At 45.0% G+C, this 13780-nt stretch carries 14 protein-coding genes; 5 read left to right on the top strand and 9 right to left on the bottom strand.

Annotated elements, in window-relative coordinates; translation table 11 throughout:
• From KGF88_RS12750 to KGF88_RS12720, 7 genes are all read right to left on the bottom strand, one after another.
• Positions 1-765, bottom strand: coding sequence for a DNA-methyltransferase (locus KGF88_RS12750; protein ID WP_153826231.1), 765 nt, complete (start codon positions 763-765; stop codon positions 1-3).
• Positions 766-769: 4 nt separating this feature from the next.
• A complete protein-coding gene (locus KGF88_RS12745; RefSeq protein ID WP_228759478.1) occupies positions 770-1687 on the bottom strand; it encodes a DNA methyltransferase in 918 nt (305 codons plus the stop codon).
• Positions 1635-1820: a hypothetical protein gene (locus KGF88_RS12740; RefSeq protein WP_153826233.1), complete on the bottom strand. Its 186-nt coding sequence runs from the start codon at positions 1818-1820 to the stop codon at positions 1635-1637. Before KGF88_RS12740 ends, KGF88_RS12745 begins: the two co-directional genes overlap by 53 nt.
• A gap of 388 nt (positions 1821-2208) precedes the next feature.
• Entirely contained in the window at positions 2209-4068 is a 1860-nt protein-coding gene (locus tag KGF88_RS12735) for a UvrD-helicase domain-containing protein (protein ID WP_153826234.1), read from the bottom strand.
• Positions 4065-6026, bottom strand: a complete 1962-nt coding sequence (locus KGF88_RS12730) for an ATP-dependent nuclease (RefSeq protein ID WP_153826235.1) — start codon at positions 6024-6026, stop codon at positions 4065-4067. The genes KGF88_RS12735 and KGF88_RS12730 overlap by 4 nt, the downstream gene beginning before the upstream one ends.
• 151 nt (positions 6027-6177) lie before the next feature.
• Positions 6178-6378, bottom strand: a complete 201-nt coding sequence (locus tag KGF88_RS12725) for a helix-turn-helix transcriptional regulator (protein WP_153826236.1) — start codon at positions 6376-6378, stop codon at positions 6178-6180.
• A 126-nt stretch (positions 6379-6504) separates the two neighbouring features.
• Positions 6505-6639: a hypothetical protein gene (locus KGF88_RS12720; protein ID WP_257119937.1), complete on the bottom strand. Its 135-nt coding sequence runs from the start codon at positions 6637-6639 to the stop codon at positions 6505-6507.
• A gap of 456 nt (positions 6640-7095) precedes the next feature.
• Between KGF88_RS12720 and KGF88_RS12715 the strand changes: the two genes are divergently transcribed.
• On the top strand, positions 7096-7770 hold the full coding sequence (locus KGF88_RS12715; RefSeq protein ID WP_153826237.1) for a DNA-methyltransferase: 675 nt from the start codon (positions 7096-7098) through the stop codon (positions 7768-7770).
• Positions 7771-7828: 58 nt separating this feature from the next.
• Here the strand turns inward: KGF88_RS12715 and drt2 are convergent, their stop codons facing one another.
• A complete protein-coding gene (drt2, locus tag KGF88_RS12710) occupies positions 7829-9094 on the bottom strand; it encodes an antiviral reverse transcriptase Drt2 (protein WP_153826238.1) in 1266 nt (421 codons plus the stop codon).
• A 358-nt stretch (positions 9095-9452) separates the two neighbouring features.
• Here drt2 and KGF88_RS12705 point away from each other — a divergent pair, with 358 nt between their 5' ends.
• Together KGF88_RS12705 and KGF88_RS12700 are read left to right on the top strand one after the other, a co-directional pair.
• Positions 9453-10607, top strand: a complete 1155-nt coding sequence (locus KGF88_RS12705) for an XRE family transcriptional regulator (protein ID WP_153826239.1) — start codon at positions 9453-9455, stop codon at positions 10605-10607.
• Positions 10604-11131 (top strand): DUF4411 family protein, encoded by a 528-nt coding sequence (locus tag KGF88_RS12700; protein ID WP_153826240.1) that lies wholly within the window; start codon positions 10604-10606, stop codon positions 11129-11131. Before KGF88_RS12705 ends, KGF88_RS12700 begins: the two co-directional genes overlap by 4 nt.
• A gap of 160 nt (positions 11132-11291) precedes the next feature.
• On the opposite strand, the gene KGF88_RS12695 is transcribed toward KGF88_RS12700, so the two are convergent.
• The gene (locus KGF88_RS12695; RefSeq protein WP_153826241.1) at positions 11292-12155 is read right to left on the bottom strand and encodes a YicC/YloC family endoribonuclease; all 864 of its coding nucleotides are present in this window, start codon (positions 12153-12155) and stop codon (positions 11292-11294) included.
• A gap of 117 nt (positions 12156-12272) precedes the next feature.
• Here KGF88_RS12695 and rph point away from each other — a divergent pair, with 117 nt between their 5' ends.
• Positions 12273-12986, top strand: a complete 714-nt coding sequence (gene rph / locus KGF88_RS12690; RefSeq protein WP_153826242.1) for a ribonuclease PH — start codon at positions 12273-12275, stop codon at positions 12984-12986.
• 64 nt (positions 12987-13050) lie between these two features.
• Positions 13051-13695: an orotate phosphoribosyltransferase gene (gene pyrE, locus KGF88_RS12685; RefSeq protein ID WP_110075614.1), complete on the top strand. Its 645-nt coding sequence runs from the start codon at positions 13051-13053 to the stop codon at positions 13693-13695.
• The last annotated feature ends 85 nt before the right edge of the window (positions 13696-13780 follow it).

The following is a 13780-nucleotide window of genomic DNA, read 5'->3' as shown; positions in this document are numbered from 1 at the left end:
TTATACAAGTTCTCTTTGGCTTTGAGCGTTATCCAACCGCGTTTTTGCAATTTTTATGTAATCCGGGTTTAACTCGAAGCCGATATACTCTCTACCGAGCTCCTTTGCCGCTACACACTCCGAGCCGCTTCCCACGAAAGGAACCAATACGGTGTCGCCTTCATCAGAAAAGTGCTCCACTATTCTTCGAGAAATCGAAAGCGGTTTTTGAGTTGGGTGAGCAACCTTTTCATCTTTAAATCTGCGCCCCGCCAAAGTAGGAAATTGCCATACGTCACCCGCCAATCGTCCATCAGGGTGTGGTGTCCAAACCTTACCGTTTTTAGTCACCTTATGCCTAAGCCTATCAGCGCTTTTGTAGGGTTCGCGAATTTGGTTGTAGGTATACTCATCAGACTTTGAAAACCAAAGTAGCGGTTCGTAATGTGCCTGTAGAGTGTTCTTGTAACCAGAAAACCCATTTTCATAATACCAAATGATTTGCCGCCGATATTTTAACTCAAGTTCATACATGTAGCATTGCAGCCAGCAGAGATGATGGTGTATCCCATAAACAAAAATATTACCATCAGGTTTTAGTACTCTTTTGCATTGGTCTAGCCACAGTTTTGACCATGGAAGCCAGTTATCTTTATTCTTAGCCTCATCCCACTGACCAAAATTCTTGTTCAAATTGTAAGGTGGGTCTGCGATGATTAAGTCAACAGAACAGTCGTCCAGCTTAGTCATGCCCTCGATACAATCTTCATTAAAAATTTTATTCATGGCATCACTTCTTATTCTGTAAAATCAAGATAAATTGGTTATGAATGTTTGGAACATACGCATAGGGATAGCCATATGGGAATATCCGTTTGTGGCGTTGATAAAGAACCTTTAACCCTCGCATCTCAAGCCCGATAGTCTCCAACTTTGAAGCCAAGTCTGAATGAAACATTACATACTTGGACTTGTCCCTGAAATCACTCACTATAATCGCCATATATTTGCCAGGCTTTAAAGCCCGCCGACATTTTTCAAATATACCCGTTAACTCATTTAAGAATTCGTCGTAATCGTCAATATTTCCAAGGTCTTTTAAGTTATCACTATATTTTGTATCAAGCTCTTTACTTTGGCGCTCTTGTTTTGCTTTATGGTCAACCTTGTGTAGTATGTTCCAATATGGAGGGCTAGTGACTAGAAAATCGATAGAGTTCTCTTCAAGTTCATCGGCGAGCACCCTAGCATCTCCTTGCATTACCAATTGCTCCGGGTAATTATCACTTTCGCTAGAAACTTCTATTTTTAGTCGTTCTCTGGACAACTCAGCATACTTCTCACTAAGTTCAAAACCAACTCCATGACGCCCTTCCAAAGCGCAAGCCTTTAAGGTAGAGCCTATTCCCAAAAAAGGATCGAGCACAGTTTGCCCCTTTTTCGAGAAGAATTTAATGAGCCGAGCAACATCTGTAAACGAAAATGGGGCCGGATGCTGTTTTTCAATTTTTACATCTGGGTGATTTTTACCCAAACCCTTCTGATTCCAAACTGAGATTGTTTCTGGAATCCATTCACTAGAAGTTAAATCGTTTAGCTTATTTCGAGGGTCATATTTGCCCTTTTTGGTCTCTTCTTTCACTACTTTTACTTCTTTAGTCATCAGACTCTCTTCCCGTGCAAATAGTTTTTTCAGGCTGTTTGCCATTTAAATACTCCTTTGCGGAAGCAATAAACCACTCCTTGAGGCTCACTCCTTCGGCTGTGATTTTCCCGTATAACTCTCTTTTTAACTCCGGGTCTATCTCTAAAACTATTCTACCGCTTTTACCAATACTCATTAGCTAGCTCCATCACTTATGTTACATACGTTACATAATTAATAAAAAATAATCTACCCTTGAATTAAATTAGATGGCCTAAATTGTGCTACCAGGGTGGTTAATTTAGTCGGTGAGTATATGAGCACTAGGGACTTTAACGTGAAAGCACATCAAATCCAGTTTGATTTTTGTGCTGTGACGTTTTTAGATGCTTGGCTAACTCATTCAAAGCATCTTTTCACTTTTCATGTATTTACCCAATTAAAGCGCGGCGAAAGAAAAGAGAGCAGTTTGAGCAGTTGCTTGACTTTATTTATTTTAAAAGATGCGCCGTTCAGGTTATGTACTTACCCTAGTTTGAAATACTAAAATGGTCAAAAATGAGCGGTTTCCAGCGTTACAACAACTAGTTAAGTATAGTCGTGCCATCTATCGTTTCCACCCTTGCAAGAGCTAGTAATTGCTGTATCCAGCCGATAGAGCGCCCTCGCTCCACGCACTGGGAGAAAAATGCACGTTGCTTTGCTCTAGTAAAGGCGACGAAAAAGGTGTTTAGTTCTTCACCTCGTTGCGGCGTGAGACTCCACCAAGTCTGACTGTCAAGGCCGTAAAATATCATGGTATGGAACTCAAGACCTTTGCTTTTATGAACGGTCATCAGAGCAACTTGACCAATACCTTCAAACTCATCCAAAACTTCCGACCAGCTACCACTGTGTTCTGCACATTCTTTCAAAAGTGCCACAAAACCACTCCAAACTCTCTCAAAATCTCTTTCTCGCTGATATGCTGGAAAGGATTGCCTTAGCGTGGCAGAACCGATAAAGGCAAGCAGCATTCCTGCAATCGCTTCAGCCGAATTAGGTTCAGGTTGGCGACGTTCTAGCTCTACTCTTAAGCGACGAACGAACCCTTCAAGCTTAACCAGTAATCGCTGCTGAGTGATATCATTATCAGGGTCCGTCGCCTCCAGAAATATATAGTTCTGCTGAGCAACCTCCCAATTATCTGGGCTTCGGCCCGTTGCTCCCAAGCGAAGCAAAGGAATGAATATAGCTGTCAGCTCTTCTCCTAAAAGATCCTGAATTTGAATTTCACCGACTGACCGCGCGGCGTTTCTGATCCGAAGGCCTCGGGCTGCAAAATCAGGGGTTATCTCACCTTCCACCTGATCTGCTCGCATTCTGACAAGAATCGCAACATCATGCGGTTCGACACGCCCTAACTGCACCTCACGGCTTACCCATTCAGCGAGATAATTTTTCTCGTCATCTTTGCTCCGAAATTGCCAGATTGCAGAAATATCTCCTTCGATCTCGCGGGTCCCTTGTGCCTGCACCTCTTCCACATTGCCATCTATCCGTCGGGCTATCTCATGCTGAATACGGACTAAGTCCTCGTGTGACCGCCAGTTAGAAAGTAAGGTAATACGCCTAGCGTCAAAATCGTTTTCAAACTGATCGAAAGCATCGTTCATGGCTCCTGCCCACCCCATAATACGCTGCTTATCATCGCCAACGGCTGTGAAAACAGAATCGCTACCATCAAATGCCGTTAGCAGCATGTCGTACTGAGCATAAGTTGTATCTTGGTATTCATCAAGAAAGACTATGGGATAGGTTGCATGTAAGGCTCGGCGGATATATGCGTTTTCTTGCAACAGCAGCTTTACGAGCCTGTTGATCATCGGGAAGGACAGCGATATCTCACCTTCCCCGAAAAGTTGTTCTTGCCAGTAATCTGTTAATGCACGATTTATTTCCGAACCACTTGAGATATCAATTGGTAGGTCTGCCAGAGGTATTGCGCTTTCTAGTTGCTGAGCGCTCACTCTGTGATAGCTATGACGCTCGATAAAATCCTCATAATTTCTACGAAACGGAGTAACGATCTGATAGGAGCCTGGTGCATTGAACGGCTCCGGTAGCGCAGGACGGAACCGATCCAGAAGTCCTTTGGTAAAAGCATCAAAAGTCATTGAATCAAAACGCCGTACCTGGCCTTTAGGGCAACGTTTAGCAACCCGCTCTGTAAGGTTCCGTGCTGAATCCTTTTTAAAGCTAATTGCTAGAATACGTTTGGGGGCCGGACAAATTCCTGTTTGAAGAAGATAAGTCGCCTTTTGTGCTAAAAACTCGGTTTTCCCAGCACCAGCGCCAGCGGTAACGAGGACGCTGATGTCATTCTGTCGTAAAGCTTCCCATGCTCGGTTTTCCAGACCCCCAACGCCCTGGGGGACCCAATCCTCCGTGCTTACGCGAGTCATTGATCTACTCCTGGCAGACGGAGCTTATCCTTAACATATTGAATAAGAGCTCTGAGCTCAGTGGGGGCGGAGGTAGCCAAAGTACCAGTTGGAATACGGGAAAATGCCGCCAAATGAGTTTCAGGCTTACTACGGCTCAGAAAGAGATAAGGGTACCATTTAAATGCATCATCATATTCCTCGCTATACAAGGCAAGATTACCACCTGACTTTAGTGTGCTAACCTTTTTGTTCTGAATAGCCGAGGCACTACTCTGAGGTCCGTGCCCCCCTGGGTTGGTAACCTGATAGGCAGTTGGGAATGCACGTAACATGGAAAAGTCGAGATCGAGAGGATATGAAAAGAAAATGCCTTCATCTCCAAACGCTCTGCACCAATCCCCCTGTATTCCTTCATTGTAAATTTGCTGGTCAGTGACCGTAGCAACATTAATTAAATTGCGATTTCCAAAATCATTGCCCACATTAGCCAGATTTTGAATGCAATCGCTCATTACTTTGGCACCACCATGCCTACGCCCCAAATCAAGATCTAGCAATGTAGCATGTGGAATCTCAAGGTCATTAAGCAGCCGCCAGAAATGTGCTACGAACCGCCCTCCGAGTGGCACAACAGGAACGAATGATGGATCAAGCGGCACGCCCATCTCTTCTGCTATTCTGGGAATAACGACGCGCTCCGAATCACCCTCCCCCAAGATTACAAATCGCGCAAAATAGAGTTCGGGGTAAGCCTTAACCGCTAGTCTAACGTAAACACCAGCCTCATCTGCGAATCCTGGTAAGGTCAATTGTCGTATCGATGAGCTTTTTGTTCCAAGATCCATACGAATGTACCTGACTTCTTCTGGCTCTATGCGACTCATAATTGCCGGAGAATGACTGGATATAAGCAGTTGTGCAGATGGCAAGCCGCCGATTTCTCTAGCTTGGGCGATAATACGGGACAAAAAGAACGGTGAAAGGCTGTTTTCAGGTTCCTCAATAGCTAAAATCGTTAGATGAACACGATGTAACTTATCATGCTCAAATGAACTGTCCTCAGCGGGCAAAGTGAAAGCTTCCCGCTCGGTTTCAAGCGTCGCTGCGGTAAGAGCGATATGGAAAAGAGAACGTTGACCGTCACTCAGTTCGGATAACCTTCGCTCCTGACCTTCTTGATCAGGCGCAAAGGTAAATTCGGCTTTTCGAACAAGCTCTTCAAAACGATTTTCAATCAACCTTAAACGAGGTTGGCTATCGGTATCGGCTTCGTGCACCTGTTGCCATCGTTGTGATAAACGCCTTAACAGAACTATTAACGGAACTTCTTGCTCGAAATCGGTTTGGATCTGACTAGCATTTTCAGAACTTGCGCCTCTAAATGCCGTCGACCATTTTGCAGCCTGCCATAAACGTCCTTTCAGAAGAGCGGTCACCTGTGTTGTCGCATCGCGATTGGCTGGTAAATAGATGAGCTGAATAGACGAGCGCTCTACTGCTTGGACTCTAGAACAATCATCCCACTCAAAATTATCATCCAAGGCTCGTATCCAGCGAAGGTCCTCTTCAATTGCTCCCTCTGGAGTGCCATCATCGGTCCAAATTGCTTGTAGTCTTATTCGAGCTTTGAGCGGCTCGCCCTGCGCTGATGCGGCCATCTGATTGAAGAATTCTGGGACCGCATCAAGAGGAGAACCGGTTTGTTCTGCAAGTTCAGGAAACGTAAGTATCGCTTCAATATACAGGCTGTCACCAGACAGAAGTTCCTGTCGGTCAGCAGGTATATGAAAGTCTCGACGCTGTATTGCTCGCTGCGCTGGCGATGTACCAAACAACCGTGATACTGCTTGTAACAGTGCCGTTTTTCCGGAACCGTTGCCGCCAACAAGCGTAGTCAGTACTTTTTCAAAATTAAGCTCAACAACCTGATGTCCAAAACACCGAAAGTTCTGCAGTCTTACCTTCTCAATTTTCATCCCTAGAAGCCTTTTGAGAGTGTTACCGATAAGTGTCGATTAAAAGTCCAGCCTACCTCGTAGTAATACCATTTTGAGCAATGGCAACTCGATACGGACATCAAAGGCTTAGGTTAGTATCACAATAAGCAGAGTCTGGGGATATTTCAACTTAGTTGTCCGAGGGTAACCCTGAATCCCGTTCAGCAACCCGCGCTTCAATCCACTCAACCACTTCACTCTCCACCCAGGCGCTTGCTCGCCCAATCAGCGTAACCGCTTTGGGGAACCTACCTTCCGACATCAACTTATAAACCGATGAGCGGCCAAGGCCTGTCATGTCCTTTACTTGTGGCAATCTAATTAATAGCATGACGTTTCTCCTGTTTTAGTTCGTCATACGATGGCGCAGGCCTGTAATTAATTATGTGTCCGTCACTGTTTACTTGCGTCCGTAGTTAACCTCACGACTGTATTGCTGGTGCGCCCATTCTCGGAATTACGCCTGACGGTCTTGCTCTACTAACTCTTCTAAAGTTGATCCGGGCGGCTTGGGCCGTTCAAAGCCGTGTAATGGGTTGATCAGGTAGTTCTTGCTGATTGCTATCACGTCATCACGAATGCGTGTCATCATGGCGGGTGTGTTTAAATCGCAAAGATAGTTTTCTACGTCAAACGTCTTTTTCTCTCGTTTGCTCTCAACCTAGCGGGTTATCGCAAGAGGATTTAGCTTGAACAACAGCATTCTGCACCTGCCTGCTTATAATTTGATCAGGTGTCATTTTATAAATATATTGTGGTGGCCATGTAAAACGAATAAGGAAATCACTATGAAATGTAAACACTGCGATAAACTTCTAAAACTGAGCCAGTACAAGCAAAACGATACATGGAAATCTTGTCCTAACTGTTCTCGAGCAAACGGCCAAATGCATGTATTCTATCGATACCCTGACAAGTTTGGTACTACCGCCCAACGTTCATCACCCTCACATCCAGAAGGTGCCCAGAGCTATTGTACATGCTGCAGGAGTGATAAAGTAGCAGATCTAAGTCAAGCGAAAACATGCGATCAAATTTAAGGAATTAGATGAATCTATTTAGACAAGATGCCGTCGATTGGCTCCGAAAACTGCCCTCTGAATCAATTGATCTTGTCATCACAGATCCTCCTTATGAATCTCTAGAAAAACATAGAGCTGTAGGCACAACTACTCGCTTAAGCCATAGTAAAAGCTCAAGCAATAATTGGTTTCGTATTTTCCCAAACGAACGTTTTCCTGAACTAGTCAGTGAAATATATCGAGTCCTTAAAAATAACCGTCATTTTTATTTATTTTGCGACCAAGAAACGATGTTCGTCATCAAGCCAATAGCTGAAGCCGCAGGCTTTAGATTTTGGAAGCCCTTGGTGTGGGATAAGCAGGCAATTGGGATGGGCTACCATTATCGCGCCCGATATGAATTCATCCTTTTCTTCGAAAAGGGAAAGCGAAAGCTTAATGATTTAGGCATGCCTGATGTCCTCGAAGAGAAGCGTGTCTGGCGAGGCTACCCAACAGAGAAACCGGTAAATTTAATTGAAAAGCTGATTACTCAAAGTACCCAACTTGGTGAAGTAGTATGCGACCCGTTCTTCGGTTCAGGCTCTTCTATAATCGCAGCCACAAATCTGGGCCGTGCAGCTTTAGGAAATGATATTGCGAATGACGCACATGAGTATCTAGAAAAACGTCAAATGAGTAACGCCATAACAATAAAATAATTTCGAAATAGCGATTCACACTTACTATAGAAACTTAAAAACGTTTGACAGTCAAAAATCAGCTGAGATTATCAAGCTTCTTATTTAGCTTCCCCCAAAGTGGCTTGAGCTGACGTTTTATGGCTTTCGAATGCATCTTATCGGCAGCTCGTAGCCCGTAGCGAATGAAATTACGATGACCGAGATGACTGTAACGCTCATAAAGCTTCTTTTTCCGAAGACGAACATCCTCGCCTTCGTCTAATTGATTTTCGAGTGCTCTTGATACTAGTCGAATCGCTTTATTCATTCGGCCCGAAAACTTCGCCAATGCTGCTGAGCGCAACAAAATTCTCTGCCCATCAAATGTAAACCCTAAATATTGAAGAGGTGCATTGGCCGTTTGAACCCCGCCATATCGCCAAAAGTGTCTTATTTCGGTTTTCTTGGGGTTTATGACCACCCCTAACTTAGTAAGCTCAGAATCAGCTTGTGACTCCACACGCGCTTCGCATCCACGCTTAACGATAAAAAGCATATCGTCACAGTACCTACGATAGCTGCCCCCGCACTCTTTAGCTAAGGCTTTCATTTGCCGGTCAAAATCTATCATGTAAATGTTCGACAATAACGCGCTTAGTGGCGTGCCTTGAGGTATTCCAAAAATGTCTTTATTCGTCGTAATTAAACCAGAATCACGCACTCGCTTTCTAAATTCAGCGGGCTCACAGATCCTTTGTCGTCCATTCCACGGATTATTTGATGATATTTGAAAGGTTTTATAAACCGCGTCTCGGTTACAAAATGAAAATTTCGTGAGCGATTTAAACACTGCGTAATGGTCGTTGGGAAGCTTACCTCTACCAATTACATCGCACCACGATCTTTTCAGGTGTTGATGGTTTATGGTGTCAAAGAATTTGGAAATATCAATTGCTACCGCCGAGCAACGGCCCATACTACTTATTTCACTGAATGCGTCACGCGCAAATTCGATATTGGATTTACGGAGTTTTCTGAATGCCAAAACACATTCTGATATCCCCAAGCTAGCTAACTTTCTCTCATAGGCTTCAGCTAGTTGATTAGCATAAAAAGAATATATCTGAGAATCCGCATGCGCAGCATAAGAAATAGGCCGAACTTTTGGTTCCGGTTTTAACTTACCATCTGCATTACGTTTGAGTTTTTTCGAGATGACTTCGTAACGAAGCAGCGGGTAAAAAGCGTGCTTTGAGACTGCCTTAGTATTTCTAACTAACTTAGTTGCTTTAGCGACGCCGAGCGGCGCATCAAAGTGGAGGTAACCTCGTCTTTTAAACCAGGTCGAATCATCCGTTGCCATGCAAAAATCCCTTTGCAAAACCCAAAACGGCTAAGACTGTGGCCATCCGCTACCGTCTTGGGCTTAACAAACGTAGTTGTTACGTATACATAGCGCTTGTGCGCCGGGCCACTCATATGTCACATATGATGTATAATATCATTGCGTCACAGGGAACTATCGGCATGTTTCAGCTAATCGTTATGTGCGGCTGCTCAAGGCATGTGGTCACCAGTTATGGTTGCTGGTTCCAATTGCTACTTGACAGCTTGTGATACACCTTCGACTCTACAGACGAAGCATTGTGATAATATCGCCGCAATGCGATTAATGCAATTTGCGCGTAACTACTAAAAAATAAAGTACCCAAGGTATAAAAATGGTTGAAACACTAGTAAATCCAAGCATCCTAGCGTGGGCTCGTAAACGGGCAGGGTTTACTGTGTCTAAATTGGCAGAAAAATTAAAGATCAAACAAGAACAAGTTGAAGCTTGGGAGACGGGCGACTCCAAGCCGACTTTCCGGCAAGCTCAAAAGTTTGCCGACAAAACCTACGTTCCGTTTGGGTATTTGTTTTTACATGAGCCTCCGCGGGAGGAGTTACCCATTCCCGATCTTCGGACAATCGGTAATCATCCGATTGGTAAATTTAGTTTGGATTTGAAAGATACAATACGAAGTACCTTTGAACGCCTTGCTTGGTATAAGGATTTCTATCGTGAGCAAGACCTACCAAGACTAAACTGGATAGGATGTGTATCCGTCGACGACTTTGAGTTAGCCACCGCTACAATTAAAAACTTGCTTGGTAGTTCTATTGCACAACGCCCCAGACAGTTTCACGATTACTTCAACGAGTTAATAACTAACATCGAGGTACTTGGCGCCTTAGTTATGCGCAACAGTGTTGTAGGAAACAATACCCACCGAAGTTTAGATCGTGATGAATTTAGAGGCTTTGCCATAGCTGATGATCACGCTCCGGTAATTTTCATAAATGCAACGGATACGCCTCAGGCACAAATTTTTACATTACTGCATGAATTCGTACACCTTCTTATTAATGAGTCTGGTGTATCCGACCTAAGTCATCGAAACGAAAATAGATTTGAGAAGTTTTGTAATCGCGTGGCGGCTGAATTTCTCGTACCATCCGACGAATTCTTAAGTTTATGGGATGTTGAACTAGAAGATTGGCGCGTAAATCTTCCACAGCTAGAGTCCCATTTTCACGTCAGCCAGTGGGTTATTGCCCGTCGAGCTCTAGAAAACAGGCTCATCAGCGAACAACAGTACTGGGGTCACTACGGCAAAATTCTTGACGCATTTAAAAACGAAAAAGAAAAGCGAAAAGATAAAGAAGGTGGACCGCCTTTCAACCGGTTAATCAATATGCGCTATAGTAAGAAGCTTGCGACCGCAGTTGCAAGCGAGGCCTTGAGCGGTCGTATGCTGTTGAGAGATGCACATCACCTTATTGGTGTTCATCCAAGCAAGTTAAAGGATTTTGCAAAGAAGGAACTTAGTTTTTGATTTATTTGCTGGATGCTAATTCATTTATACAAGCAAAGAATTTCCACTACAGGATGAACGTAGTCCCTGGATTCTGGACCTGGCTTGTTCAGAAGCATGAACAGGCTGATATTCGCAGTATCGACCATGTATATTCGGAATTAACTAAAACAACACCAACCCCAGATGACTTACATAACTGGTCGATAACTAATAAGCATTTTTTTCACGGGTCTAAAGATATTCAAATTCAGCAAGCCTATGCTGAAATTGCAAACCATGTTGTGCAGCATTCTATTTATTCACAAGGAGAGATAGCTCGTTTTCTCTCTGGTGCGGATCCTTGGCTTATTGCTGTAGCTAGAACTATTGGAGCGGTCATCGTTACGCACGAAGTTATGGTTCCAAATAACAGCACCAAGGTAAAAATCCCCAACATTTCGCGCGTATTTGACGTTGAGTGTACAGATATTTTCGACTTACTTGAGCTGACTTTCGCTCAATTAGTTTTAGGAACTGAGGCTGATAAACAAGCTCACTACTAAAACACTAACCCAGCTCGTATTTATGTAACTTTTCTGCTGTATCTGAACACAAAAATTTTGGAAGGGTATGGGGTACACCCTCAATGGTGGATATTGAGGGTGTGGTGGGTATAGCATCGCGCAGCGCCACTTGTCGTGGAACGACGGCTACGTTCACGGGTTACTCGATGTTTTGGATCTGCTCGCGCATCTGCTCAATCAACACCTTCAACTCTACCGCAGCTGCCGTAATGTCAGCGTTAATTGACTTGGAGCCCAGAGTGTTCGCTTCGCGATTGAACTCTTGCATCATGAAATCTAAGCGGCGGCCGCAAGCGCCACCTTTGCGCAGAATTTTGCGGGTTTCAACAACGTGGGCATTTAGGCGGTCTAGCTCTTCGGCGACGTCCACTTTTTGCGCTAGCATCACCATTTCGGCTTCAAGGCGGGTTGGGTCGAGTTCTACGCGGGCCTCTTCAAAGCGCGCTAGCAGCTTGTCTCGTTGCCACTGCAGTACTTCTGGCATACGGCCGCGCACAAATGTAACTTGGGTAGATATCCCTTCAAGGCGCTCTTCAATCATGCGCTCGAGGGCTTTGCCTTCGCTGCCACGGTTATCAATGAATTCGCTCAAACAGGCATCAAACGCACCTAGTACGTCAGCTTGAATGGCATCCATATCTTCTTCTTGCTGAGCGACTACGCCCGGCCAACGTAGTACGTCTAGCGGGTTAAGTTGCGCGCTTGAGCTTTGGTTGGCGACCCAATTTGCAGAAGAAATAACGCTACGTGCTAGTTCTTCGTTGAGGCTTAACCCGCCTTCGGCTTTTTGCTCAATGTGTAGGCGCAAATTACACTCTACTTTGCCGCGCTGTAGCTGCTTGCGTAAGCGATCGCGCAGGCTGTTTTCTAATGAACGAATTTGCTCTGGTAACCGAAAATAAGTTTCTAAAAAGCGTTGGTTTACTGAGCGCATTTCCCAGGTGGCGGTGCCCCACTCTGCTTTGAGTTCATGGCGCGCATAGCCGGTCATTGATTGAATCATTGGTATTCCTTAGGTTTGTAATACGGATAGTTTAGCACCTCTCGCAAAGCAACGGAATTTCACATCCATATCTGATATAATCGCCGCCATTATTTTTGCGCAGCAGAGGAATTCAACATGCGTCCAAGTGGTCGTACAGCCCAACAGATTCGCCCGGTAACTATTACCCGGAATTTTACTCGCCATGCCGAAGGTTCGGTGCTGATTGAGTTTGGTGACACTAAGGTGTTGTGCACCGCTAGTGTGGACCGCAATGTACCGCGCTTTTTAAAGGGTAAGGGGCAAGGTTGGGTCACGGCTGAATACGGTATGTTGCCGCGGTCAACGCACACGCGCATGGACCGTGAGGCGGCGCGTGGCAAGCAAGGTGGTCGCACGGTAGAGATTCAGCGTTTGATTGGCCGCTCGTTGCGGGCTTGTGTGGATATGACGGCGTTGGGTGAGAACACCATTACCATCGACTGTGATGTGCTGCAGGCTGATGGTGGTACGCGTACAGCGTCGATTACCGGTGCTTGCGTGGCGTTGGTAGATGCTTTGAACTGGATGCGTAAAGATGGTTTGGTTAAGACTAATCCGCTGAAGGGTTTGGTTGCTGCGGTTTCTGTGGGGATGTACGAAGGTAATCCGGTAGCTGATTTAGACTATCCAGAGGACTCAAAAGCTGAAACCGACATGAACGTGGTGATGACTGAAGCTGGTAAATTTATTGAAATTCAGGGCACCGCTGAGGGCGAACCGTTCTCGAGCGAAGAGATGAACGCTATGCTAGACCTCGCCAAACACGCCATCCGCGAACTGATGGATTTACAAAAACAAGCATTGGCGTAAACAACACGAACAGTGCGAAGCGCGCACGAACAACGAACAACGAATAACGAATAACGGCTCTCATATGAAACAGTATCAAAAAGATTTTATTGAATTTGCCATTGCACGTGGTGTTTTAAAGTTTGGTGAGTTTACGCTGAAGTCGGGGCGTACTAGTCCGTATTTCTTTAATGCTGGACTGTTTAATAAAGGCTCTGATTTGGCACGCTTAGGGCGTTTTTATGCGGCGGCATTGCAAGACAGTGGGGTCGATTATGATCTGCTGTTTGGCCCTGCTTACAAAGGCATTCCTATTGCGACTGCAGCAGCTATTGCCTTGTATGACACCTATCAAAAAGACGTGCCTTACTGCTTTAACCGCAAAGAGAAAAAAGATCACGGCGAAGGCGGTAACTTAGTGGGTTCCGCTCTTACTGGGCGAGTGATGTTAGTCGACGATGTGATTACCGCTGGCACCGCTATTCGTGAATCTATGGCGATTGTTGAAGCCAATGGCGCAGAGCTGGCTGGGGTGTTGATTGCCTTAGACAGGCAAGAAAAAGGCCAAGGTGAGCTGAGCGCCATTCAAGAAGTTGAGCGCGATTATCAAGCGCAGGTGATTAGCATTGTGAAGTTAAACGATGTCATTGCTTACGTTCAAGACAACCCCGATTTAGCTGCGTTTTTGCCTGCAGTAAAAGCTTATCGTGCGCAGTATGGTGTGGCTTAACCAGTCCACCTGAAAGTAGTTCTAATCTAGCAATAAAAAAGCTGGTGGCTTGAATAAGTCCACCAGCTTTTTTCATTTCTCTGCA

Source organism: Idiomarina loihiensis, from assembly GCF_024584785.1.
In the GTDB taxonomy this organism is placed as follows: domain Bacteria; phylum Pseudomonadota; class Gammaproteobacteria; order Enterobacterales; family Alteromonadaceae; genus Pseudidiomarina; species Pseudidiomarina fusca.
The sequence above is the reverse complement of the archived record's forward strand: the minus strand, read 5'-3'. Positions and strand labels throughout refer to the sequence as shown.